Genomic DNA, 24716 nt, shown 5'->3' on the forward strand with positions numbered 1-24716 from the left:
GCCGAAGCGGTGGACGGAACGCGAGTCCGGACCTTCCGCTCCGACGGCAGCGCTCGAAGCTTATTTCTGCAGGGCATGGCCCGGAAAGCGGAAAATGCTGTTTAAACAGTGGTTTCGCGCTCATTCTCGCAGAAATGGATACTGTGCACGACGCTGGGATAAACTGCACAGCCACGAGCGAGTAGCCACGTTGTCACGAACGCGGACGGCGCCGCGAGCGGTCCGGCGGGGCTTGTAAGGATCTTCCCATGGGCTGTTAGGAGCGGTTCGCTATATCGCCGCTAGCCAGCAGAGAGCTCCAAGGCGGGCCGGCGGCGAAATGGGCGGCGGAAAGTCTCGGCGCCTCGTTGGTCCGCAGCCATCCCGTCTCGCGGGCTTCCTTCGGCGTCATCCCGAACTCGCGCCGGAAGGTTCGGCTGTATGTCGATGGGTCCATGAAGCCCCATTCCTCGGCAATCAGCGAGATGGAGCGCCTGTCCTTGTCATCGGAAAGGATGTCCCTGGTGCGCAGCAGGCGCTGGCGCCGGATGTAGTTGGAAATGCCGCCGCTTGGCTCGAAAATTCGATAGAGCCGGGACCGCGAGATATTCAGATCGCGGCAAAGCTTTTCCGGCGATAGATCGCGCTTTGCGAGTTGCGCGGCAATGAGCTTCTTGGCACGCGCCATGATCACGCCGTTGATCGGTCCTTCGGCTTCGACGAGGTGATCACGCGATGGCGCAAGGCAGGCGGCGAGCAATGTGGTCGTCGCGACCGCGATATGTTCGGCATCGCGCTCCATTCTGTTGGGAAGCGAGCGATGGAGAAGCTGAAGGTAGTCCACGATCAGTGCTGCCATCTCGGGGCGAATGGCGAGGTCAAAGGGCTGCGAGAACGCGAAATCGCGGGGAAGCAGCAGCGCAAGCGCGCCGTCATCCTCGCCTTCCGCCTCGTAGGGCGCGGCAAGGCAATGCCAGTGCAACTGGCCGGGGATGCTCGGGCCGCCATTGTCCGAGACCGTCAGCGGGACGCTAAGGATCCAGTGATCGAAAACGGGATCCTTCTTGTTGGTCCAACGGCGGCGATAACCGGTGCCCCGGTAATCCAGGGACATCAGCGCGAGGCTTCCTAGCTGCCAGACCTGTTGATGCGCATTGAAGGAATTGAACTTTTCACGCAGCAGCGTGACATCGCCGAGGTTGGCATTCCAGGATCGGTAGAGATCAAACTGTTCGGCGGGCGGCGCGGCGGAAGTGTCGATGTCGACGACGCGTGTGAGGGGAGCTTGGCCCTCGTCCTTGCCGGCAATGTTGCTGTCGTGCTGCATGATCCATCCTGCTGTTGAGCATCTATGTCTGACAGAAGGTTGGTTGCCCGGAGGGGAGGATGTCGCGCGCGTTTACAGGCACGGTGTGGCGGATCGCCAATGCGCTTCGGGCTTTCATAAGCATTACTCCTTGTTCGATGGCGATCAGCGTCGGCTCATCAGCAACAAGGCGCTGGCCGAGAGGAACGGGAAAGCACGTTGGTCGAACTTAGAAAGCTGAGTTCAGGCAGGACATTACTAGTTGCAATCGCGTGTAGATATCACGCAACTCTATTCATATGTTCCGGTTTGAATATATGCATTCCATCCCAATCCTGTGCAGAGTGTCCATTTTCGCCTACCAAGCGGAATGAACGAAATCTCGCCAAAATCCTCAATTGCTCATCGACATGCCAAGAGAGTTGCCGATGAGCAGCGTATTCAATGTGGGATTGCCGCCACCTGCCTGATCCATCTTGAGCGATCCCGGATGCAGCATTCCCTGCCAGCCCAGCGCCCGCACTTCCTTCGGCGACAGGCCGAATTCGCGCTTGAACATACGGCTGTAGGTCGATGGATCGGTGAAACCCATGTTCTCCGCGATCTGCGCGATCGAGTGCACATTGGCGCTATCGGCTAGCGCGCGGCGCGTCTCAAGCAGCCGTTTTCGGCGGATATAGTTGGAGATTCCGCCCGCCGGTTCGAAAATCCGGTAGAGGCGAGAGCGCGATACGCCGACACTCTTGCACAGATACTCCGGGCTCAGGCCCGGGTAGGCAAGCTTGGCATCGATCTCCCTGATGGCGCGGGTCGTTATCACTGCATCGATGGGCGCCTGTGCCTGCGCCAGCTTCTCGTGAGACGGCGCGAGCACGGCTGCGAGCATGTGTATGGTCGCTTCGGCGACCCTCGCAACGTTGCTTCGGCGCAGATGAGTGAGATTGTGATGCAGCAGGATCAGATAGTCGGCAAGGAATTGGGCGTCTTCGTCCGCGATCTCGGGGTCGAGGGAGGCATCGACCGTGTCGTACGGCAAAAAAAGCGCGATCAGCCGCCCCTCGCTTTCGCAGGCATGCGGCGCCGTGAGGTTCGTTATACCAAGCTTTCGCCGGGAGGTGACATCGGCGATGCTCGATGCGCGGCTGTTTTTGACGCTGACGACCCAATTGTCGACGGCCGGCTTCTTCTTGTGTTCCCAGCGCAGGAGATGATCGGGAGACGCATCGATGACGGCAAAGGCGATATCGCCGAGCTGCCAGATTTTCTCCGTCGCCTCGAAGGTATTCGTCTCGCCGCTCTTCAGGCCTACATCGAGGATGGACGAATGCCAGTTTCGAAAAACCTCGAACCGCTCCGGCGCGCGAGCGCGTGAAGTATCACATTCGATGGCGCATCTTAGTGGTTCGTCCGCGAAAGCCGCGGCGGATGTCGACCCCAATTCTACCCGTGCATTCATGATGTCGCTCCTTGAACACAAGACTAAGCAAGCATGAAGTGACCAGTATCGACGCAGGCGGTGGTGCACTCGGAGGGAAGCTGATTTGCACCATGACGGCAATGTTGACTGTGTGCAGAAGGTAAATCTAAAGCGAAGATCACTAATACAATTCTTGCTATGTAAAAGAAAGACGCAAAGCGTGTCCATTTTCCCGGTTAACGTGTTTCCGGATGTGGGGAGGTGGATCTGACTGCCGCCCGTGAAAGATCCGCTGTGTTAAAGGGTGTTCTTGTGCAGCCGCCCATCCTTCATGATCGCCAGGACATTCCTTTTCGGGTTTTCGACCAGGGCCAGGTCTTCCATCGGATTGCCATCGACCACCACCAGGTCCGCCAGAGCGCCTTTCTCGATGACGCCGAGCTTGCCTGGATAAGGGTTGCGCATGTTGGAGAGTTCGAGCAGCTGCGCATTGCCCGATGTCGCCATCTGAAGCACTTCGGCGTTCTTGTACCAGTTGCCCAAATGGGTCAGCATGATGTTCTGCCGCGCCCCGAGCTCAGGAGAAAAGAGCACGTCCGATCCCCAGGCGGTCTTGATGCCGTGCTTGCGCGCATATTGGTAGAGCGTCGGGGTCCCGAGGAAGATCTGCTTGGCGCGCTCAACGCCTGGTCCGCTCTGAGAGGCCGCGTCCGCCATCGTCAGGAAGGGCTGGGTGCTGAGCCAGACACCCTTTTCGGCCATCATGATCGCTGTTTCTTCGTCGATCAGATGAGCGTGCTCGATGCAGGTCACGCCCGCGCGCAAGGCGCGTTGAACGGCGCGGGTGGTGTAGGCGTGGAGGGCGACATAGGTGTTCCAATCTGCCGCGACGCCGGCCGCGGCGCGCAGTTCGTCCTCGCTGAAGGTGATCATATCAAGCGGGCTGCGCGGCGATGAAACACCGCCGCTGCCGACGATCTTCACCTGGGAAGCGCCGTGCAGAAGCTGCTCGCGTACCCGAAGCTGCAATTCGGCTACACCGTCGACGATCGCAGCGCCTCCAAAGAGTTCGCCGCTGCTTAGCTTGTTTCCGTCCCTCGGAATCTCGGTGGGAAGACGCAGGTCGCCATGCCCGCCCGATGTGGTGATCATCGCGCCGGACGGATAGATCCGCGGCCCGGGAATAAGGCCGGCGTCGATCGCTTGCTTGAACGAGAACACAGGACCGCCAAGATCGCGCACGGTCGTGAAACCGCGCATCAGCGTGCGCTCGGCTTCGGCGGTCGATGCGGCGAAGACGATGCCGGGGTCTCCGCCAAGGAGCAGGTTCAGCGGCACAGCTGCGAAAATGGTGTGCCAGTGCGCATCGATGAGGCCCGGCATGATGACGCCGTTTCGGCAGTCCAGAACCGTTGCGCCGTCGGGCGGCGGCGCATGGGAGCGATCGACATCGGCAATCTGGTTGTCGCTGATCAGCACCTGGACATTATCGACAACCGTGCCGGCCTTGCTGTCGAAGAGCCGGGCGTTGCTCAAGAGGGTTGTGTTCGGCTTGGCCGTCGTCTGTGCGAGACCCTGCGCGGGCAGGGCGCCGACCAGGGCGGTTGCCGCCAATCCCGATAGGAGATCGCGACGTGAGAAGGCTTCCAGCCGGCGCGAGGCCCTCTGCAAGTCGGGATGCGAGCAGCCGCAGCCCGCGTCGTGAATAAGGTGGCGATACTTTTCTCCCATCCGCAGCATGGGTTTTTCCTCCCTGGTTTCTTTGCGTTGCGGCCTATCTGCGTGGCCGTGACATGACCTGTAATGACGCCCATGAGGGCGCAGAAAACACGATGACATTACCCTCGACCTAGAAAGGCCAGATGAGCGGGACGATGAAGACGGCGACGACGAAGAACCAGGCGAGTAGCGGCAAGCCGAGTTTCCAATACTCACCGAAGGTGTAGCCACCGGGCCCCATGACTAAGGCGTTCGCCGGCGCTGCTATCGGCGTCAGAAAGGCTGCCGAAGCCGCGACGGCGATGCTCATCATCACGGGGCGTGGGGAGATGCCCATGCCGGCCGCCGCCGCAACGCCGATCGGGATCGCGATCAAGGCAGTCGCCATGTTGCTGATGAATTGTCCGAGCACCGCGGTCAGCAGAAACAGGCCGGCGAGAAGCATGGTCGGACTGCTCTGCCCGAGAATATAGAGAAGGTGGTCGGCGGCGAGTTGCGCAGCGCCGGTTTCAGTCATCGCTGTGCCGAGGGGTTTCATCGCCGCGACGAGCACCACAGTCGACCAGCCGATCGCATTATAGGACTGCTCCGCTGTCAGGATTCCCGACAGAAGGATTGCTCCGGCCGCCAGCAAGCCTGCCACGGCGGGCGGTACGAGGCCGGTCGCGAGAAGAAGGATCATCGCAGCCGAGACCGCGGCGGTACGCTTTGCTTCGCTGCCCATCGGCGCAGCTTGCCGGCGAACGAGATCCGGTGAGCCGACGGTCAGTACATCCGGGTCGCTGAGCCGCGTGTCCAGCGCCTTCCAGGTTCCCTGCAACAACATCGTATCGCCGGCGCCGAGCACGACCGCGCCGGTTTGGTTGTTTGCCTCGACGTCACCTACCGGCTCCCCTGCCTTCTGGACGGCGAGGACGATCAGGTCACCGCTCTCGGTCACCATGCCCGGGAAGACGCTTTGCCCGATCAGGCCCGATCGCGGTGGGATCGCCACCTCTGCCAGTCCCGATTTGTGGGTAAAGAGGAAGTCGTCGGCGCCTCCTGTCTGCTCGCGAAAGGACAGGTGCGTCTCCGCCGCGAACTTCGCGACGACATCGGCATCGCCACGCAGGAGAACATGGTCGCCTTCGGCGATGTGCTGCCGGCTGATCGGCCGGGCCGTGTCGCCCTCGTGTACTGCCACCAGCTGCATTCCCTCGTTGCGCGCGACCTCGATTGCCGATGGCGTCTTGCCGACATAGTGGCAAGAGCCGCGAATGCGCAGTCGGTGGACGTCATTGCCCAATCCATATTGCTCGACCAGCGTGCGGGCGTGCCGGCTGAAATCCGCGGGGATGGCTGCGCCGTTTCGTTGCGGCAAAAGGCGCTCACCAAGAAGGACAATGATCGCCATGCTGCCGAGGAGCAGCGGAAGGCCGACCAGCGCGAATTCGAAGAAGCCGAAGCCAGCGAAACCCGCGTCGATGGCGGCGTCGGAGACAAGGACATTCACCGGCGTGCCGGTCAGCGCCAGCATGGAGCCCGCATGCGCTGCGAAGGCAAGCGGCATGAGAAGTTGCGAGGACCTGCGGCCAAGGCGCACCGCGATGACGATGACAACGGGTAGCAGCGCCACGACGGCACCGGTCGTTCCGACGAACATCGTCAGGATCGCCGCGAGGCTCATCATCAAAACGAGAAAGCGCGTGCGGCTTCTTTCGCCTGCGGCGCGGATCAGGTGATTGCCGATCCAGGCGGTCACGCCGGTAAGTTCGAGCGCCGAGCTGACAACGAAGAGCGTCGCGATGAAGATGACGACTGGATCGCCGAAGCCCGCAAGTGCCTGGTCGAGACTGAGGATCCCCGACGCCCAAAGGGACAAGCACACCAGCATTGCGACAACCGCGACCGGCAGCCTGTTCCACACGAAGAGAACGATCGCTGCAGCGACGATGATCGCGACGAGGGCTACCGGACTCAATTCCACTATCCCTTTGAGAAGACCCGATCTTGAGACGATTTCAAAGGCACTGATGGCCGATCAGGGCCAGTGAAATCGATCCACAGGATGAGCCGGGGGATACTAGATGTCATGAGCCGGGCGTCCCGAAGCTACGCTGTGCGTCCCGGAGTATTCCTAGCCTGATCGATTTCATCGCTGGAGCTATTGACCCCGTGCGGGGCCTGGAAGCAGGTGAACATGATAGGGCTTGGAGAGCGTTTTGCGATGGTAACCGTGTGTGTTGGCGAAAGGGTCTCGCATCGCCGCCCTGACGTGCCGAGATAACGATGCGCTGGCGGCGGCTGTTCATGGTTTTGGCTCTTAACGCATGTCTTGTGACATGCGCCGGCCCGCAGGCGGGGCTTTTGAATGTAACCCGTCCAGCAAAAGACGCCGATCAGATCACGCTCATCGCGGCGACGACACGGGCGCCTGTCGAGGACCCCTCGGTGCTCTACGGCGGGGAGCGAGGCACGTCTGTGTCCTACACCCGGATCGGGATTTCAGTTCCGCCAAACCGAAAGGCCGGCACGCTTGAGCTGCCGCGCCGTTCTCCCGGCGATCCCGAACGCACCTTCGCCGCGACATCGATAATCCCGATCAAGCGCGAAGATATCGCCGCCGCGTTTCGTGCCCCAGGCGCCCACAAACGGCGCGCCTTCGTCTTCGTGCATGGTTACAGCACGACCTTCGATCGCGCGGTCTTCCGCTTTGCGCAACTCGTGTACGATTCCGATGCGGATGCTGTCCCGATCCTCTTTTCATGGCCGTCGCGCGGACGGTTTCTCGATTACAAGCGCGACCTGGATAACGCATCCTACTCGCGATCGGATCTGGCAAACCTGCTTGAGGCCGCGATCGACAGCCAATCGATCAACGAAGTGGTGGTGCTCGCCCATTCCATGGGCGCGTGGCTCACGGTCGAGGCGATCAGGCAGGTCGCTCTGCGGCGGGGCGGCGTGCCGAGCAAGGTCTCCAGCCTCATCCTCGCGTCTCCGGATCTGGATGTCGGCGTCTTTCGCCGGCAGGTGGAGGATATGGGGCCGAAGCGGCCCAAGATCACGATCTTCGTCGCGCGCAACGATTTGGCGCTGCGCTTGTCGCGGTTCATTGCGCGCGGAGATGCTCGCCTTGGCGGCATCGACCCTTCGCAGGAAGACTACCGCCAGGCCCTCTCGGATTTGCAGGGCGTCACGGTGCTGGATCTGAGCGCATTGAGTTCGGGCGATCGGGTCAATCACGCGCTATTCGCGACCAGCCCCGAGGCCGTTCGGCTGATCGGCGATCGGCTGGTAAAGGGGCAGCAAATCTCGGACGCTGATGTCGCAAGGCCCACGACGGCGGTCGATGCTATCGGCGCCGCCGCGACCTTTGCGGTTGCCGCGCCGATACTGATCTTCGCCATGGCGACCAGCCAATGAGACGTCCAGACAGAAAATGGGACGACCGGCGCAATATTGGGATTCGCCGCGCATCATTATTGCCGCGGCAATTGCTAGCGTAGATGCGGCGCATGCACGTTGTCGCTAACGGTCGATTTTTCAGCAAGGGGGCGGACATGAGCGATCTGATTTTCATCGGGTTCCCAACGGAAGCGAAGGCCGAGGAGGTGCGACAGAAGGTGCTGTCGCTGCAGCAGGAATACCTCATCGAACTGGAAGACGCGGTTGTCGTCGTGAAGAACGAGAAGGCGCAGATTAAGCTCAATCAGATGGTCAATCTCACTGCACGCGGTGCTGCCTCGGGCGCCTTGTGGGGAACATTGATCGGCGCGATCTTCCTGATGCCATTGGTCGGCACGGCGCTGGGTGCTGCTTCGGGCGCCCTTGCCGGCCAACTCAGCGATGTCGGCATCAACGACGAATTCATGAAGAAGGCGGCGTCGGCCTTGCAGCCCGGCACGGCCGGGCTCTTCCTGCTCGTGCGCAAGATGACTGTTGATAAGGTGCTGGCCGATCTCAAGGGTATTGGCGGCGAGCTTCTGCAGACGTCCTTCGATGAGACCAGGGAAGCAGAATTGCGCCAAGCGCTGTCTGCGGCCCAGGCTGAAGCGGAGACGGCGCCAGCGGCGACTTCGTAACGCAGCCATGCATGGGAGGTTTCTTCGATACCGGCGTGCTAGGCGGGGAGGGCCTGCTTGACCCCGATCCAGACAACCTGCTGCATCATCCTCGCGACGATTGTTCTTTTTGCGTGGAACAGGCTGCCCGTGATCGCCGTCGCCTTCGCGGCGGCGCTTTCGCTATGGGCGACGGGGCTCGTCACGCTGGATCAGGCATTGGCCGGCTTTGGCGATCGCGCCGTCCTCTTCGTCGCCAGCCTCTTTATCGTCAGCGCAGCGCTCGAGAGAACCGGCGTTACCGCGTGGTGCGGACAAGCGCTCATCTCGCTCGCCGGCCAGAACAACCGCAGCCGGCTCTTGTTTGTTCTGATGATTTCCGTTGGGTGCCTGACGTCGCTTCTGAGCGGCAGCGGCGCCGTGGCGGCTCTCATCCCCGTCGCGGTGTTTGCGGCGGTGCGGCTAAACCAATCGCCCGCGCAATTGCTGATGCCCTTGGCATTCTCCGCCCATGCCGGCGCGAACCTGCTGTTGACGGGCGCTCCCAAGAATTTTCTTGTTTCGGAGGCGCTTGAAGATGCTGGGCTTGAAGGTTTCGGCTTTACCGAATTCGCCCTCGTCGGCGTTCCCCTTCTTGCCGGAACCGTCTTTGTCGTCCTGTTGCTGGGCAAGTATCTGCTCCCCCAGCAGACGAATGCACGGCTGCCCGCCGATTTCAGCGGCCACGCCCAGACGTTGGTCGAACATTACGGCCTTGAGGATGGCCTCTTCCGGCTCCGCATTCGGCGGGACTCGCCGCTCGTTGGGCTACCCACTGAAAAGATCGATCTGGGTGCCGCGAGCGACATGCAGCTGATGGCCGTCCAGGCTGCCGCATCCGGTCTTCCGGTCCGGGACAGGGCCATGATTGCCGATGATTATCTGCTCGTGCGAGGTACTGCCCAGGCGGTCGCGGAAGTGGCTGCGCGTCTCCATCTTGCCGTTCGTGAGGATGCACCGACGGGCAGCGGCAGCACCGCATTCAATCGCAGGTCCGGCCTGGCCGAGGTGATGATCCCGCCGCGCTCCAACCTAATCGGGCAATCGATGTTTCCGGGCCTCGCCACCGAGAGCGGCGATCTCGTCGTCTTGGCGGTGCATCGCGGCGGCGCGGAGATCGATTATGCTAATCCGCAAATCAAGGCCGGCGATACGATCCTGCTCGAAGGCAGCTGGGAAGCGCTCGATCTGCGCCTGGATGATCCGGACGTCCTCGTCGTCGACTCCCCCGATCTCGTCCGTCGCCACGCCGTGCCGATGGGCCCGGGCGCGAAGGTCGCCGTGGCGACACTGATCGGGCTTGTCGTCATGCTGGCATCGAACATCGTGCCGCCTGCCGTCGCGGGCATCCTGTGCGCCTGCGTGCTTGTTGCGTCCGGTGCGATTACCGTCGAGCAATCCTACCGCGCCGTTCACTGGACGACGGTCATTCTCATCGGCGCGATGACGCCGATTTCGACGGCGATGATACAATCCGGTACGGCGAAGTTCGTCGCCGATGAGCTGGTCGCTGCGCTCGGCTCGGCCGGACCGAGTGCTCTGGTGGCAGGTCTCTTTGTACTCACGGCGGTGTTGGGGCAGGTCATGAGCAATACGGCGACGACGATGCTGGTCATTCCGATCGCAATGGCGGCTGCGGCGGCGATGCATATCCAGCCGCATCCAGTGCTGATGAGCCTCTGCATCGCCGGGTCCGCATCCTTCATGACGCCGATCGCGACAACAACAAACATGATGGTGATGGGCGCGGCCGGTTATCGGTTCGGCGACTATTGGAAACTCGGCACGCCCCTGATGGCGTGGTTTTTCATCGTGGCCGTCTTCCTGGTTCCGCGGATATGGCCGTTCACCTAGGTGTCGGCAGGACGCCAGCCGACAGCGAGCAGTCGATAATCACGCAGATTAGAGACGGCAGGCATGCTTTTGGGACAGGCAACCGATTGCCCGCCCAATCATATTTGTGAGGATGGTCGCTCGAAGGCAATCGGAGGGGATGTCGACTGGATGAATAGTCGAGCGGTTATCACTCTCCTGGCGATCCTTGCTGCGATAGCGGTCTTGTGCGTTCTCCGGATGGCTGCCAGCGTCTTCGCTCCCGTTGCCGGCGCGCTTTTCATCATCGGTCTCGTCTGGCCGCTTCAGCAGAGCCTGCAGCGGGCTCTCCCCAAGCTGTTGGCGCTTGCGGTGGTGGTCGCAGTGATCGTCTGCGTCTTCATCGCGCTCGCCTCCATATCCGCCTGGGGCTTCGGGCGCATTGGCCGCTCCGTCGTCGGCGATGCTGCTCGCTTCCAGCTGCTCTATGGCGATCTCGTCCAATGGCTCGACGGGCACGGCATCGTCATCGCCGGCGTCTGGGCGGACTATTTCAACGTCAGTTCGCTGCTCCGCGTACTGCAAGGCGCGACCGCCCGCTTGAACACGATGATCTCCTTCTGGATCGTCGTGGTCGTTTATGTGCTCCTGGGACTGCTCGATACGGAGGCCGTCGCGCGCAATATTCGAAAGGCTCTGAGCGAAGAGAAGGCGGACGCGATCATAGGCGGCGTGCTGCAGACGGCAGCCAAGCTGCGGCGCTACATGGCCGTCCGCACCGTCATGAGCCTTGCCACCGGCACGCTGGTCTGGGTGCTGTCCGCGCTTTTCGGTCTGCGCTTCGCAGCCGAATGGGGCGTCATTGCGTTTACGCTGAACTACATCCCGTTCATGGGGCCCTTCGTGGCAACATTGCTGCCAAGCGCTTACGCCTTGGCGCAATTCGGCTCGCCAGAGGCCGCGATCCTGATCTTCGCGGGGCTCAACATCATACAGTTTGTCATTGGAAGTTACATCGAGCCGCGTGTTGCCGGTTACGCGCTTGCGATGTCGCCGTTCCTGGTGCTGTTTTCGGTCTTTTCCTGGTCGTTCGTCTGGGGCGTGTTCGGCGCCTTCATCGGCGTCCCGATCACGATCGCGATCCTTACCTTCTGCGCACGCTTTTCCTCGACACGCTGGGTAGCGGAAATCCTCGGCGCGCCCGGCGAACCTGATGGCAGGCTCCGATGAAGCCCAGGCTGATGGATGCCTATCGGCGAAGCCTGGTCATGCGGATCACGCGGCCCGTGTGGGCGCTCAAGGCAATCTCGAAATCGCTGCTGCCGCGTCTTGCGTGGTAGATGAATGTTCGGCCCCTGCAATCGACGCGGCGCACATTGCGGAAACCGCGGTTCTGAAGGAGTTGCTGCCCTTGCCTGCAGCTGATCGCGCGACCGAAGTTGAGATCGGAACCAACGTGAATGTTGACTGTCACCGCATAGGCCGGGGTTGGCGGCGAAGCGGTGAGCGCCATCAAGGAAGCCAGTGCAAACGCAGTCCATATGTTCAGGCGCATCTTGCCTCTCCATCAATGAAAAGCTCCGCGAGATATTTGCCGCGTTGACGTCTTGTCAATGAGCGGCGACGGCCCGCCCCGACATTAGGGACGCGAAGCCCATCCCATGGGTCGAGCGTTCGTCGGAGGCGAGCTCGAACAGATAGAAGGGCAGCGCCGTCAGCGCCGCGGCGCCCAGCAGCAGCACCAAAAGCGCAAGGCGGTTGACATCGAATTTCGCCCGGCGAAGCAGGACCGTGTAGAGGCTGAAACAGAAGGCGCCGGCGACGATCCATAATTCGCCGGGATTGAAATCTAGACGCAGGAGTGCGGCCGGGCTGCCCTTGACGATGATGACCACGATGCCGGCAAAGGCGAGGATCGATCCGATCACCTGCCAGCGCCCCATTGGCTCGGCCAGAATGAAGCGGGCAAGGATCATGGTGATGATCGGGATCAGCGCGATGATGATGCCGGCAGTCGTGGCGTCGGCATGTTCGAGGCCGACGAAAATAAGGCCTTGGCAGATCGCGAGCCCGATGCCGCCGATGATGAGCAGTTCGAGACCGCGCGCCCGCGCGAGCGCGATCATGGCGACGAAATGCCGGTAGACGATCGGCATCAGGATCGCCCAGGCGATCAGCACGCGCCAGAAGCAAAGCGCCCAGGGCGGCATTTCAGGAGAGACCCATTTGGCGGCGATGTAGACGCCTGATGATAGCAGCCAGCAGAAGATGCCCACGGAATAGGCGGCTGCAAGCGAACCGCCCGCCCCCTTTTCCGTCCCGACCGTGTCGCGATGGACTGCCAAGACATGTATCGCCATGAATCAACTATGCCACAATTCCCCCGTGCTGCACAGATGAAGGCGCCGGCCGTCTTGCCGATCGCGAACAAAGGTAGGCCCCGCGCGGATCATCACTGCGCGGGGCAAGATGCGTATCGGACATTATCAGCCCGCGGCGACCACTCTGCGCCGGCTGGCGAAGCCGATCAGCGTGGCGCCAAGCAGAGCCGCGATGCCGGCGAAAGCAAAGACGCCCGCCGCACCCTGGACATCCACGATAAGCCCGCCAAGCACGGCGCCGCTTGAGATCGCGACCTGAAACGTCGTCAGCATGAGTGCGCCCGCGCTCTCGGCCTCGTCGGCGGCAGCCTCGGTGATGAAGCTCTGAACGCTGACCGGCAATGCGCCGAAGGCAAAGCCCCAAAGGGCTGTGGCGACCGCAGCCAGCGCCGGTGCCTCGCCGGCGAAGGCAAGCAGGAAGGCGGTGACGGCAATGCCTGAGGCAGCAAGCGTTATGGCAAGCGTCGTGTTGCGCTCGGCGATCAGGCCGCCGACGATATTGCCGATGAAACCGCCGATGCCGAAGGCGAGAAGGATGCCGGAAATCGCCTCGACGCCGAAATGCGGCACCGTTTCAAGAAACGGGCGGATGAAGGTGAAGCCTGCGAAATGACCGGCGACGACGAAGAGTATGGTGACGAGGCCGAGGCGGATGGCCCGACGGCGCAAGACCTGGGCCATCGTGCCGAGGCCGCCCGAACTTGTCGGCGGCATGGCCGGAAGCGTGAACGCCTGGACGAGGAATGCGACGACGCCCAGCACGGAGGCGATCCAGAAGGCCGCGCGCCAGCCGAACGCCTCGCCGACCCAGGCGCCGACAGGTGCGGCACAGACGGTGGCTGCCGACACGCCGGTCATCACGATCGCCATTGCGCGCGGCATCAGCCGCTCCGGTACGAGGCGCATTGCAAGCGCCAGCGACATCGCCCAGAATCCGCCCAGCCCGACGCCGAGCAGCGCGCGCGACAGGAGCAAGGTCACCAGCCCGTTTGCCGTGGCGGCGATCAGGCTTGAGATGATGAGCAGGCTGGTGAGCGCGAGCAGCGTGTAACGGCGATCGAAGCGGGCTGTGCCAAGCACGATACCCGGCCCCGCCAGCGCGCCGACCACGGCGGTGGCCGTCACCGATTGCCCGGCCGCGCCGAGGCTGACGCCAAGGTCATGCGACATCGGCGTCAGAAGGCTCGCGGGTAGAAATTCCGCCGTCACGAGCCCAAATACACCAAGCGACAGCGAAACAACGCCTGCCCATGCGGCAGGTGTCTCGCCCTTCACGGCTGGACGGTTGATCTCCGAGTGAATGTTCATATGCATCTCCGTAAATTCTGCGGCGACGCTACGCTCAAGCATCTGGCGTTTCCATGCTGGAAAATCTATAAAGCATAACAATTCGTCCAAACCTGCCGGAGGCCATGATGACCGATCCATTGACCGAGATGCTGCGCGGGCTGCGGCTCGATGGCGTCGAATATGGTCGCTGCCAGCCATCAGCGCCCTGGGCCACGGCCTATCCCGCACAGGCGGAAGCACGATTTCACTTCCTGGCGGCCGGCAGCGCCTATCTGCAGGCCCCCGATGGCGCGTGGACGGAGCTACGCCCCGGCGACGCCGTGCTTTTGCCGCGCGGCGACGCGCATGTGATCGCGAGCGAGCCGGGTATTTCGCCGACGCCGGTCGAGCAGCTGCCGCGCAAGCCGCTCTGCGATGGCATCGTGGACCTGCAATGTCCATGCACCGACAGCAATAACCTCATCTTTTTCGCAGTGATGCGCTTCAACGTCGACAAGCGCCATCCGCTCCTCAACTTGATGCCCGATGTGATGCGCACCAGCGATCTCGCCAAGAGCGAGCCGACGATACCGCCGCTTCTCGACGCCATGATGCGGGAGGTCGAGATGAACCGCGTGGGCGCCGGCGGCATCCTGTCGCGCCTTGCCGACGTGCTGACGGCAACGATCATCCGCACATGGGTGGAGCATGGTTGCGGCGACGCAAGCGGCTGGCTTGCCGCCGTGCGCAACCCGGAAGTCGGGCGCGTGCTCGCCGCCATCCACCTCGACCCCGCGCACGCCTGGAGCGTGAACGAACTGGCGCGCCACATGGGCGCCTCGCGCTCCGGCTTCGCCCAGCGCTTCGTCAGCGTCGTCGGCGAGACGCCGGCGCGTTACGTGGCGCGAATGCGCATGCACCAGGCCCATGAATGGCTGCGCGAGGGGCAGCGCGTGGCAACCGTCGCCGAACGGCTCGGCTACGATTCCGAGGCGTCCTTCAGTCGCGCGTTCAAGCGCGTGATCGGTGCTTCCCCGAGCCATTTTCGCGAGAAGCGGAAAGATTATGGCGCCGCCATTCGGTGACGATACCTGTAGAAGACGCCCCGCATCCGAAAATCTACTGCATCGTGCCGATAACGGTGGCGGAAAAGATCGCCGATGCGCTTAAGGCAAGCGGGCGTTAGTCAGTTTGGTGCTGCCGGCTCAACTGTCATTGATCCGACCTCGCGGCGATCGAATCCATAACGGCTGCTTCGAGGCCTGCCCCTCATGCCAAATTTGTACTGATCGGTATAATAAAAACCGATAGGTACAAATTCATGCAGGAGATTGCCGTGTCTAGTCTGATCCCCCCTTCACACTCGAAACCGCCACCCAAAAAGTCCGTATGGCGGAAGACGGATGGAATAGCCGTAATCCCGAAAAAGGTGTCGCTCGTCTATACCCCCGACAGCCAATGGCGAAACCGCGCTGAGTTCGTCAACGGCCGGGCTGGGATCGTGGCTTTCCTCACCCGTAGATGGGCAATGGAGCCGGACTACAGGTTGATCAAGGAGATCTGGGCACATGACGGCGATCGGATCGCCGTGCGGTTTGCTTACGAGTGGCATGACGACAGCGGCAGCTGGTTTCGGTCGTATGGAAACGAAAACTGGGAGTTCAATACGGAGGGATTGATGCAACGTCGATTTGCCTGCATCAACGATATGCCAATTCGCGAGACGTAGCGGAAATTTCGCTGGGCTCTCGGCTGCCGCCCCGACGATCATCCAGGTCTCTCCGATCTCAGCCTCTAAGGTCAAAACCCCAGTTCTGATTGAGTTCCGACCTTAATCCTCAGGAAGAAAGTTCGATCTGTTGAAGACACTATATGAGCGTGCGGATGTGGTGCCGTTGCTTGCGGAAATTTTCCGTGAGCTCGGTTATGAAGGAGCCACGCTCACGCGCATCACAGCGCGCACCGGCATTGGCAAGGGCAGCCTCTATCATTTCTTTCCGGGCGGGAAGGAGGAGATGGCGGCAGCGGTATTGGAGGAGGTCGACGGCTGGTTCGAACGTGAGGTCTACGCGCCGCTGCGCGAGGACGATGCCACGGCCGCGATCACCGCCATGTGGCGCAATACAGAGGCCTATTTCCACTCGGGAGGCCGGGTGTGCCTTGTCGGCGCCTTCGCGCTGGACGAGACAAGGTCGCGCTATGCCGGCGCGATCGCCGCCCACTTCGTTCGCTGGATCGACGCTCTGGCGGGCGCGCTTGTGCGAGCTGGCGCAGGACGCGTCGAGGCCGTCATGATGGCGGAAGAGGTGGTCTCGAGAATACAGGGCGCGTTGGTACTGTCACGCGCACTCGACGACAAAGGTGTCTTCAAACGCCTCCTCGACAATGCGCGGCGTCGTGTTGAAGCATCCGTATTGCAAGCGGCGGCTTCGCGAGCCTGACCATGTCAAACGAGAAGCGGGGCGTTTGTTTCGCCTGAGTTTTTACAGGCCAAGCGCTCGCCGCTTCGGCCGCCTTGTCGCCGGGCCGTCAACCATCTGTTCGTCATGTGATCCTGTGCCGGAAGCTTCACATCCTCGCCGCTGTTGGCAGTTGCAACCCTTGCTGTCGCACAGGTTCAGGCAGCAGAGCCCGTCAAGAATGTCGTGCTGGTTCACGGTGCCTATGCCGACGGATCCGGCTGGCGCGGTGTTGCGGAGATTCTTGATCGGGACGGTTACAAGGTTACCGTAGTGCAAGAGCCCGAGACTTCGCTCAGCGATGATGTGGCGACGACGACGCGGGCTATCAGCCAGGCTGGTGGTCGCGTTTTGCTTGTCGGCCACAGCTATGGCGGCATTGTCATAACGCAGGCTGGAAGCGCTCCGCAGGCCAAGGGGCTGGTAAAAAGTGGTCAGCCGGGTCGTTGACCATGTCAGCGACGAGATGCCGCTGTTTTCTCTGAATCAGGCTCTCTTGTGTCTCGCGGTGCCGCGGGGCAATCTCGTGGATTGTTGACCTTGGCTGGTTAAAAGGGTGCGGGACTTCGGCAAGTCGTGTCGTCGACACGAGCTTTAACTAATAACCTATGACGGCACCTGGTCGTCGAGGGCCATTGCGATGGCCACATCGCAATGGATCAGGGTCGTGTCAAACACGGGTACGGACACATTCTCCTGGTTAAGAAGCATGCCGACTTCCGTGCATCCGAGGATCAGGCAATCAGCGCCTCGATCGACGAGACGTTGGGCGATGGCGACATAGGCCTCTTCGCTCTGCTTGGTAACAACATCGCAGCAAAGCTCTTCGTAGATGATCCGGTGCGTTTCGCTTCGATCGCGCGTTTCCGGTATGATCGCCGTAACACCGGCCGCAACCAGCCTGTCGGTGTAGAAGGACTGCTCCATTGTGAATGCGGTCGCCATCAGTCCCGGGCTGCGCAGACCCTCCAGCTTGATGCGTGATGCGGTGGCGTCGGCGATATGCAGCAAGGGGATCGACACGCCGTGCATCATTTGCTCGGCCAGCTTGTGCATGGTGTTGGTCGCCAGGACAATGAAATCCGCGTTGGCGCGCTCAAGGGTCTTCGCTTCTGTGTTCAAAATCTCGCCGGCTTCTTCCCATTTCCCAGCGATCTGCAGGGCCTCGATCCGTGCGAAATCCAGGGAGCGTATGACCAATTCCGGAGAGTGCAGGCCTCCCAGGATTTGTCGGGTTCGATTGCAGAGTTCCCGATAATAGATCTGCGTTGAAGCGGCGGACATACCGCCGAGAATTCCGATTGTCTTCATGTCCGCCGCCGGTCTGTTTCGCCTTCGTACTAGCCGTGAAGGAACGCAAATTCAACAGTCAGCTGTTTCCGACTGACAGTAGCACTACTAGAAGGAAGATATTGCATGAGCACCTTATAGACGACTTCGGTCGACATTCACGCTTCTGCGCGCAACCTCATCATGAGCGGCGGCTACAATGGTTTCAGCTATGCTGATATCACTGAAGTCGTGGGAATCCGCAAGACAAGCACCCATCACGATTTTCCCACCTTGCCGGAATGGCATGGTGCAAGCATCCCGCTCTACATCGTCTATCCGCCGAACCGGCATCTCGGTCACAAGGTGAGAGTATTTGTCGATTGGCTCGTGAATCTGTTGGCGACGGCGAAATTGAACGAATTTTATGATCATCAAGTGTTCTCAACAAAGCCTGATTGCGTCGGACCGTCGGAATGTGGCGCAGTCGTACTCGCCTTCAGCGATACTGCGCCCCTCGTGAGGCATTGAAGCAACGGCGCTGAAATGCTGGCGATCGGATCCCAGCTTTCGTGACGCTCAGATGTGCGGAGCAGATGGTCTTTTCGAGGCGGACAGGTTGAGTATCGAAACCAGCAGCGCCAAGGCGCTGACGGCAAGCAGCCGACCGTAGACCGTCAACAACGTGTCTGCGACCGACATGCCGAGCAATGCGCATACGAGAAGAAGCTCAAGGCAGATGACCAGCTTTTTCTGTCAAGCATGTCGCCCAGCGGCGCTAGGAACAGGAGACCCATCCCTACGCCCACTTGGGTCAAGACCGGAAGGTTTCCGATCTGCGCATCCGTTGCTCCCAGCGTATCGCTGATCTTGGACAGGATCGGTTGGCAGTAATAGACGTTCGCGATTGTGATAGCCGTTGTTACCGCCATGGCGAAGACGCGCCATCTTAGCGGATCTGCTTTCGCATTCATGATTTGTTTGTCCTGGGGGGAGATTAAGAAGGTGACGTTTCCGAGAAGGGGAAACGGCGGCAGTGCCGCCATTTCCAATCGGAAAGTTTAGCGATCGAGGCTCGCCATCAGAACGTATTTGACTTCGACATATTCCTCGATGCCGTAGTAACTGCCTTCGCGGCCAAAGCCGGAATGCTTGACACCGCCAAACGGGACGGAGGCAGTTCCCACGGATGGCGAGTTCAGGATGACCATGCCCGCATCAATGTCGCGCGACAGCCGAAACGCGCGCGCAAGGTCTTTGGTGTAGGCATATGCAACAAGTCCATACTCGGAATTGTTGGCACGCTTGACGACCTCGTCCTCGCTGTCAAACCGGTAGATCGGAAAAACCGGTCCAAAAATTTCGGTTCGAGCGACTTTCATGTCGTCCGTGACGTCAGCGAGAATAGTCGGTTCATAGAACAAACCGCCGTTGGCGTGAGGCTTGCCACCGAGAACGGCACGCGCACCCGCCGCCTTGGCCTCTTCGACGAGGCCGGCAACTTTGTCGAAGCCGATCTTGTTGACCAACGGGCCGACAACGAAATCGTCTTGAAGGCCCTGATCGACTCGAATTTTGGCCACACGTTCCGCAACAGCGGCAACGAACTTATTATAAATGCTACTGTGGACGTAAATTCGGTTCGGCGAGATACAGACCTGCCCGGAGTTGCGCAGCTTCGCGGACACAATGCCGGCGACTGCGTCGTCGAAGTGAGCGTCGTCGAAGACAATGAATGGCGCATTGCCACCCAGCTCGAGCGTCATCTTTTTCAGGTTTTTTCCGCTTGCCTCCGCAAGCAGCTTGCCGACGGCCGTGGAGCCGGTGAAGGAGATCTTTCGGATGCGATCGTCACCGGTGAATAGCGGCCCGATTTCCCGAGGATCGCCTGTCACCATTTCGAAGACGCCTTCGGGAATGCCGGCCTTTCGAGCATATTCGAGCAGCTTGTAGGCCGTGAGCGGCGTCTCCTCCGAAGGCTTGATGATCATCGTGCAGCCCGCGGCAAGCGCGGTTGCGATCTTGCGCGCGATCATCATGAAGGGAAAGTTCCATGGGGTGATCGACGCTGTCGGGCCGGCCGGTTCCTTGAAGACCAGCACCGCTGCGTTGTTCGCATGCGATGGGATGGTGTCGCCGTAGACCCGCTTGGCCTCTTCGGCATACCATTCGATAAAGCCCAGGCCATAATCGATCTCGCCCATGGCTTCCGAAAGGCATTTTCCGTTTTCTCTCACCATGATTTCGGCGAAGATGCGCTTGTCGTCGCGCACCAGTTCAAACCAGCGGCGAAGAAGATCGCCCCGTTCTTTTGCGAGTTTGCGGGACCAGGCAGGAAAGGCATCACACGTGCGGTCGATCGCCGCCTTGACCTCTTTGGCGGAAAAATGAGGGACTTCGCCGACGAGGCTGCCATCCGCAGGATTATATACCTTTATCATCATGCTCTCTCTTTCTGGGGGTACCCGAAGTATCGGCAAACAGTCCGTTGACTTCTGCCGGGGTTTGGCAGCCGAGCCTTAGTGCCAGCTCGACAGATTGGGCCGGCGTTATTCGCGATGAAATCGCATCCCGACGTGATGCAGGACGCCTTCGATGAATTCGCCGTCTGCGGTGAAACCGGTATCGTCCCAATATTCGATATGGTTCCCGGTCATTGCATAGTGCCCTTGGTAGGCGCTCCGCTTGTTGCCGCGTGCTTCGTCGTAGCGACCGTTCGGCAGCAACTCCTGACGTATGTAGCCATCCTCGGTGACCCACATGCCGACGAAGGAATGCAGGGCGTTATCGTCTGTTGTGCGCATATCCGCTCCTTTCTATTGACCGAGATATGCGCTACGCGATAAGAAATATCCAATATATCGAAAGTATTTTGTGATATCTTTTACGTATCAATTGAGAGAGGTCAGATGGAGCTGAGGCACCTGCGCTATTTCATTGCGGTCGCGGAAGAGGGCAATTTCCGCCGTGCCGCGGAGAGGGTGGGAATTGCTCAGCCTCCGCTCAGCAGTCAGATCAAGGATCTCGAGGAGGAGATTGGGGTGCCGCTGTTCCACAGGCTCCCAAGGGGGGCTTCGCTCACGGAGGCAGGCGAGGCATTCTTGGCGGAGGTCTATGTAACCCTTGGACAGCTCGACTATGCGAGGAAGATGGCTTTGCGTGGCGCGGCCGGTGAGTTCGGACGGCTGCGGGTCGGTTTCACCGGCTCGGCCGCGTTCAATGAGGCAGTCCCGAAGATCATAAGATCGTTTCGGCGTGCCTATCCGAAGGTCGAAATCACGCTTGCCGAGCTCAACACGTTGCAGCTGCTCGAGCAATTGAGGCATCGATCGATCGATGCCGTGTTCATCCGGCCAGGCCCGACGGCGCCCGAAGGGCTGACGGTGACCTACCTCGCCGAGGATGCCATGATGGTCGTGCTCCCCTCCGGCCACCGTCTCGCGTCCGAATATGCGATCCCGCTTAGTGCTCTGAAAAATGAACCTCTGGTCTTGCACTCCCGTAGTCTTGGGCCTGATCTTTATGACGAGGTCATCGATGCCTGCCGGCGGGCCGGCTTCGAGCCGGTGATTGGACAGGTCTCCCCTCAGATCACTTCGATTGCGAACCTGGTGGCAGTCGAACTTGGTGTTTCCATCGTTCCAGCTCCCTTGTCCAACATCAACGTGCCAGGCGTGGTTTTCCTGCCGATCATAGGCGATGCGCCGCGAGCTCGGCTTGCACTGGCGACCCATCCTGATGATCATTCCGTCGTTACGCGTAACTTTCGCGAGCAGCTGAAGGGCGTTGCCAGGGGCCAAGCCAGCTCCTGCGGAAATGCATGATGAAGTTGTACGCTCCCGGATGCAGCGGCGCGTGAAGCGGTCCTTGTTCCGGCGGATTCTACAACCTAATCGGCGTGAACCTTCGCACGAAGGACTTCAAGGGACGCCGCGGCCACACGCGCGCTTGCGATCAAAGCATCTCTCGACATCTCGTCTCGAGCCCGCATCGACAGTCCGTGAACTATCGCGGCCACGAAACGCGCCCAGACTTCGCAATGGAGATCGGCTTTGGCGTGTCCATCCTCTACACCTCGCTGAAGGCGGGCGCGTACCTGTTCAATACTCTGTGTCCGAAGCTGCTTGCCGAACTCACTTACAGGTTCTCCTCTATCGCCAGATGGAGCTGTCGTGATCATGCATCCCGGTGCGTTGCGAGCGCGAGATGCTTCTCTCCCATTGATGGCTCAGTTTCTGATTTATCCCGCGCTAGACTACGCCGCCGATGACGGCGCAGCTTCCGACCCCGGTTCGTCTGAAACCGTTTCGCATGAGCCGTTTTTAAACTAGACCTGCAAGACGAGAAAAAATTGCGAGCATTCCCATGACCAGCCCATCCTCCGCAGGCGAAAGCGTCTTTGATCCGTCCCGCAGCTACAAGGTGCTTGTCTGCGATCTGATAGGACTGAAGCTTGGGGAGGATGGCAAACCCGACCCATCGGAGGCGAGGGCCTATATCGAATCCCGGGGCGGTGTCTTTCATTTCGGCGCCATCGGGGATGCGGGTCCACTGCAGCCGGGCGTGCTGCATTTCTTCTACCAGCCAGATCTCAGCACTGCCGCCGAATTGCTGGCGGCGGCGGGAAAGGGGCAATACGACGCGGTGATCGCGGCAGCCACCTTCCTGCCGGCCGAGACGGTGTTCCCGCTCGGCGGCGTGCGGATCGGCGCCGGTACCGGCAATATGGGGTCGCTCTCATGGGGCGGTGGTGGCGGCGAAGGCGGGGTGGCGCCGCTGATGAACACACCCGGCATCAACAGCCGGGCGACTGCCCAGATGGCGATGAAGGCCATATTGAAGGTCCTGCCCGACCTGCCGGTCGATACGCTTCACACCCTGACGTCCGGAGGAGATTTCGATACTGGCCGCCAGCTCCGCGACTATCCGACGGAGAAGTTGGAAGGCAAGACGATCGCCATTATTGGTTATGGCAATATCGGTCGTGAGCTGGCAAAGCTGGCGCGGGCCTTCGGTATGCGTGTCGTCGTCCATGCCCGCGCCCATCATCGCAAATGGATCGAGTCTGAAGGCTTCGTCTACGGCGACAGCGTTGCCTCAGCCGCTTCCGGCGCGCATGTCCTCAGCGTGCATGTCGGTCTCGGCAGCCTTGATGCAGAAACAGGACGCTATGCCAACTCGGGCTTGATCGATGCGACAGTGCTTTCCATGCTCGCGCCCGGAGCTATCCTGGTGAATTATGATCGCGGTGAACTTGTCGATGTCGATGCTTTGGGGAATGCGCTGGCGAGCGGTCAGGTGAGGCACGCCGCAATCGATGCCGATCTGTTCAAGAACGCTGCGACCGGCGAACTGACTGGCCCAATGGTTCCTTATCTGCGCCTCGTGGAGCGCTACCCGGATCGGCTGGAGCTTCTGCCGCACGCTGCCGCGGACACCGATCATCCCTCGCGCGTCGCCGGCGCGAAGCAGGCTATCGATCAAATCTACGATGCCATCCGGACGCAAACCGTCACGAACCTGAAAGGGACTTTGCCGGAAGGGTATAGCTCCGCAGGTAGCAAGACCCCGGACGGGATAGGAACGGTTACCGTCCAACACCTGCTCGACCTTTGCCACTCCGGCGGCAAAGCCGCGCAGTTGGGGTCATTGTTGTCAGAGCTGGCCGACCGCTGGCGTACCATCGCTTCTGCCTCCGATGATAAGCGTCGCGCGGTCATCGAGGCGAACGGCGAGGATCTGATCAGCGGCATAAATCACCTGTCGGGCTTTATCGAGATGATGGGGTTAAGAGCTCCGTACCGAAGCTGATCCGCAAACGATCCGATGCCGGCAGGACCTCGAATGCTATGAGCTGTCGCGAATGATAAGGCGCCCAGGCGTGGTGCGTGTCTCCGCGGGTGGCAGCAGCTCCTTGTTGGCAATGAGGAACAAGAGGCGTTCCACTGCCTCCGTCGCCAGTTGCTCGACGTCGTTGTGAATCGATAAAATTGGTGTCGTCGCCTGTGCCACATAATCAGTGTCGTCAAAGCCGACGATCGCCAATTCCTCATGCACCTTGAAGTTGGATTTCGCCGCCCAGCGTAGGGCGGCGAGGGCGGTCAGGTCACTTGTGGCGAATATGGCGGACGGCGCGTCATCTTGCGCCATGAGCTCGTCCATTGCATGGAAGCTTGCTTTGATCGAGTGATCAATGGGGATCGAAACAATGGCCGGGTCATAAGCAATGCCGGCAGCTTCAAGTGCATCGCGATAACCCCTGCAGTTTGCCGACATTACCAACGGTGCTGGTGAATGAAGGTCCCAACGTTCCGATGCGGCGATGCCCGCGTTCGATAAGATGGTTCGTAGCGTCGAACGCCCCCTTTCGTTCGTCAATGCCGACTGCATCGATGCCGGTTGCGTCCGTATGAATCAACAGCACCGTCGGAAAGTTGTTGCGCCGAAGCGCCTTAAAGTGATCGACGTTGGAATGTGCGATCGGGTAGATGAGAAGCCCGTCGACCATTCGCGCTCGGAAAGCGGCGATCGCCTTGAGTTCCTCTTCCGGGTCGCCGTTCGACGAGGCGAAAAGGACGCTGTACCCGTGTTTGCCGAGTGTCTTCTGAACCATGTGAGCGACACTCGTCAGAACAGGGTTGGTGATCTCGTGCAAGATCAACCCGATCGTGTTGCTCCGGTTTAGGACGAGCGACGCCGCGATCTTGTTGGGCACATAGTCCATTTCGTCCGCTACACCGCGGATCAGGTCTCGCGCTGCCTGCGAGATGCGCGTGCTTCCTCGTAGCGCAAGCGACACGGTGTTTGTCCCGTAGCCTGTCTTAGCTGCAATGTCGGCCAGTGTGACTTTTCGCGGTCGCATCGATGTCGCGTCCAATTTCAGATATTCCCACAGGATCAAAGGAATGCGCGCCTTGCTCGGGCGATCAGGGCATCGCCTTCGAGGTGCATGACAACGACCCCAATATCGGCGACGAGCGCTGGGCAGGGCCGCAGCATGCAGATGGCGAAATATCCGGCTGCGCA

21 protein-coding genes and 4 pseudogenes are annotated in these 24716 nt (G+C 60.6%); 12 read left to right on the plus strand and 13 right to left on the minus strand.

Annotation, left to right across the window (positions count from 1 at the left end; translation table 11 throughout):
- Positions 1-256: 256 nt before the first annotated feature.
- The 4 genes from ACCD05_RS11285 to ACCD05_RS11300 all read right to left on the minus strand — a co-directional run bounded on the left by ACCD05_RS11285 (position 257) and on the right by ACCD05_RS11300 (position 6381).
- Complete coding sequence (locus tag ACCD05_RS11285; protein WP_112949272.1) at positions 257-1306, minus strand: helix-turn-helix domain-containing protein; 1050 nt, start codon at positions 1304-1306, stop codon at positions 257-259.
- A gap of 373 nt (positions 1307-1679) precedes the next feature.
- Positions 1680-2741 (minus strand): helix-turn-helix domain-containing protein, encoded by a 1062-nt coding sequence (locus tag ACCD05_RS11290; protein WP_162724572.1) that lies wholly within the window; start codon positions 2739-2741, stop codon positions 1680-1682.
- 258 nt (positions 2742-2999) lie between these two features.
- A complete protein-coding gene (locus ACCD05_RS11295; protein ID WP_112949274.1) occupies positions 3000-4442 on the minus strand; it encodes an amidohydrolase family protein in 1443 nt (480 codons plus the stop codon).
- Positions 4443-4551: 109 nt separating this feature from the next.
- Complete coding sequence (locus tag ACCD05_RS11300) at positions 4552-6381, minus strand: SLC13 family permease (protein ID WP_112949275.1); 1830 nt, start codon at positions 6379-6381, stop codon at positions 4552-4554.
- Between the two features lie 386 nt (positions 6382-6767).
- Here ACCD05_RS11300 and ACCD05_RS11305 point away from each other — a divergent pair, with 386 nt between their 5' ends.
- The 4 genes from ACCD05_RS11305 to ACCD05_RS11320 all read left to right on the plus strand — a co-directional run bounded on the left by ACCD05_RS11305 (position 6768) and on the right by ACCD05_RS11320 (position 11542).
- Entirely contained in the window at positions 6768-7823 is a 1056-nt protein-coding gene (locus ACCD05_RS11305) for an alpha/beta hydrolase (protein WP_413392651.1), read from the plus strand.
- Between the two features lie 137 nt (positions 7824-7960).
- A complete protein-coding gene (locus ACCD05_RS11310; RefSeq protein ID WP_112949277.1) occupies positions 7961-8482 on the plus strand; it encodes a DUF1269 domain-containing protein in 522 nt (173 codons plus the stop codon).
- A 57-nt stretch (positions 8483-8539) separates the two neighbouring features.
- Positions 8540-10354 carry an SLC13 family permease gene (locus ACCD05_RS11315; protein WP_112949278.1) on the plus strand — a complete coding sequence of 605 codons (1815 nt, stop codon included), beginning with the start codon at positions 8540-8542 and terminating at the stop codon, positions 10352-10354.
- A 150-nt stretch (positions 10355-10504) separates the two neighbouring features.
- The gene (locus ACCD05_RS11320; protein WP_112949279.1) at positions 10505-11542 is read left to right on the plus strand and encodes an AI-2E family transporter; all 1038 of its coding nucleotides are present in this window, start codon (positions 10505-10507) and stop codon (positions 11540-11542) included.
- Positions 11543-11561: 19 nt separating this feature from the next.
- Here the strand turns inward: ACCD05_RS11320 and ACCD05_RS11325 are convergent, their stop codons facing one another.
- The 3 genes and pseudogenes from ACCD05_RS11325 to ACCD05_RS11335 all read right to left on the minus strand — a co-directional run bounded on the left by ACCD05_RS11325 (position 11562) and on the right by ACCD05_RS11335 (position 14001).
- Positions 11562-11825, minus strand: a complete 264-nt coding sequence (locus tag ACCD05_RS11325; RefSeq protein ID WP_413392654.1) for a hypothetical protein — start codon at positions 11823-11825, stop codon at positions 11562-11564.
- Positions 11826-11952: 127 nt separating this feature from the next.
- Positions 11953-12672: pseudogene (locus ACCD05_RS11330) on the minus strand (DMT family transporter); the annotation flags it as partial.
- A 126-nt stretch (positions 12673-12798) separates the two neighbouring features.
- Positions 12799-14001, minus strand: coding sequence for an MFS transporter (locus ACCD05_RS11335; RefSeq protein ID WP_413392656.1), 1203 nt, complete (start codon positions 13999-14001; stop codon positions 12799-12801).
- Between the two features lie 107 nt (positions 14002-14108).
- Here ACCD05_RS11335 and ACCD05_RS11340 point away from each other — a divergent pair, with 107 nt between their 5' ends.
- From ACCD05_RS11340 to ACCD05_RS11355, 4 genes and pseudogenes are all read left to right on the plus strand, one after another.
- On the plus strand, positions 14109-15047 hold the full coding sequence (locus tag ACCD05_RS11340) for an AraC family transcriptional regulator (protein ID WP_112949358.1): 939 nt from the start codon (positions 14109-14111) through the stop codon (positions 15045-15047).
- 304 nt (positions 15048-15351) lie between these two features.
- Positions 15352-15760 (plus strand): annotated as a pseudogene (locus ACCD05_RS11345) (DUF1348 family protein).
- A 61-nt stretch (positions 15761-15821) separates the two neighbouring features.
- A complete protein-coding gene (locus tag ACCD05_RS11350; protein WP_112949280.1) occupies positions 15822-16403 on the plus strand; it encodes a TetR/AcrR family transcriptional regulator in 582 nt (193 codons plus the stop codon).
- A 144-nt stretch (positions 16404-16547) separates the two neighbouring features.
- Complete coding sequence (locus ACCD05_RS11355) at positions 16548-16871, plus strand: alpha/beta hydrolase (RefSeq protein WP_112949281.1); 324 nt, start codon at positions 16548-16550, stop codon at positions 16869-16871.
- 156 nt (positions 16872-17027) lie between these two features.
- Here the strand turns inward: ACCD05_RS11355 and ACCD05_RS11360 are convergent, their stop codons facing one another.
- Positions 17028-17732 (minus strand): aspartate/glutamate racemase family protein, encoded by a 705-nt coding sequence (locus ACCD05_RS11360; protein ID WP_112949282.1) that lies wholly within the window; start codon positions 17730-17732, stop codon positions 17028-17030.
- 162 nt (positions 17733-17894) lie between these two features.
- Between ACCD05_RS11360 and ACCD05_RS11365 the strand changes: the two are divergent.
- Together ACCD05_RS11365 and ACCD05_RS11370 are read left to right on the plus strand one after the other, a co-directional pair.
- Positions 17895-17984: pseudogene (locus ACCD05_RS11365) on the plus strand (TetR/AcrR family transcriptional regulator); the annotation flags it as partial.
- Positions 17985-18113 (plus strand): annotated as a pseudogene (locus ACCD05_RS11370) (LysR family transcriptional regulator); the annotation flags it as partial. It lies immediately after the preceding pseudogene.
- 254 nt (positions 18114-18367) lie between these two features.
- On the opposite strand, the gene ACCD05_RS11375 reads toward ACCD05_RS11370, so the two are convergent.
- The 3 genes from ACCD05_RS11375 to ACCD05_RS11385 form a co-directional block, all read right to left on the minus strand.
- On the minus strand, positions 18368-18736 hold the full coding sequence (locus ACCD05_RS11375) for a hypothetical protein (protein WP_112949283.1): 369 nt from the start codon (positions 18734-18736) through the stop codon (positions 18368-18370).
- A 15-nt stretch (positions 18737-18751) separates the two neighbouring features.
- Positions 18752-20170 carry an NAD-dependent succinate-semialdehyde dehydrogenase gene (locus ACCD05_RS11380; RefSeq protein ID WP_413392659.1) on the minus strand — a complete coding sequence of 473 codons (1419 nt, stop codon included), beginning with the start codon at positions 20168-20170 and terminating at the stop codon, positions 18752-18754.
- Between the two features lie 69 nt (positions 20171-20239).
- Positions 20240-20494 carry an Atu4866 domain-containing protein gene (locus ACCD05_RS11385; protein WP_112949284.1) on the minus strand — a complete coding sequence of 85 codons (255 nt, stop codon included), beginning with the start codon at positions 20492-20494 and terminating at the stop codon, positions 20240-20242.
- A gap of 105 nt (positions 20495-20599) precedes the next feature.
- Here ACCD05_RS11385 and ACCD05_RS11390 point away from each other — a divergent pair, with 105 nt between their 5' ends.
- Positions 20600-21514, plus strand: a complete 915-nt coding sequence (locus ACCD05_RS11390; RefSeq protein WP_112949285.1) for a LysR family transcriptional regulator — start codon at positions 20600-20602, stop codon at positions 21512-21514.
- A 541-nt stretch (positions 21515-22055) separates the two neighbouring features.
- Entirely contained in the window at positions 22056-23501 is a 1446-nt protein-coding gene (locus ACCD05_RS11395; protein ID WP_112949287.1) for an NAD(P)-dependent oxidoreductase, read from the plus strand.
- 36 nt (positions 23502-23537) lie between these two features.
- Here ACCD05_RS11395 and ACCD05_RS11400 read toward each other — a convergent pair whose 3' ends face one another.
- The gene (locus ACCD05_RS11400; protein ID WP_413392661.1) at positions 23538-23966 is read right to left on the minus strand and encodes a substrate-binding domain-containing protein; all 429 of its coding nucleotides are present in this window, start codon (positions 23964-23966) and stop codon (positions 23538-23540) included.
- Positions 23929-24591 (minus strand): LacI family DNA-binding transcriptional regulator, encoded by a 663-nt coding sequence (locus ACCD05_RS11405; protein ID WP_413392663.1) that lies wholly within the window; start codon positions 24589-24591, stop codon positions 23929-23931. The genes ACCD05_RS11400 and ACCD05_RS11405 overlap by 38 nt, the downstream gene beginning before the upstream one ends.
- Positions 24592-24716: the final 125 nt, after the last annotated feature.

Source organism: Rhizobium sp. Rhizsp42 (assembly GCF_047304155.1).
GTDB lineage: Bacteria > Pseudomonadota > Alphaproteobacteria > Rhizobiales > Rhizobiaceae > Rhizobium.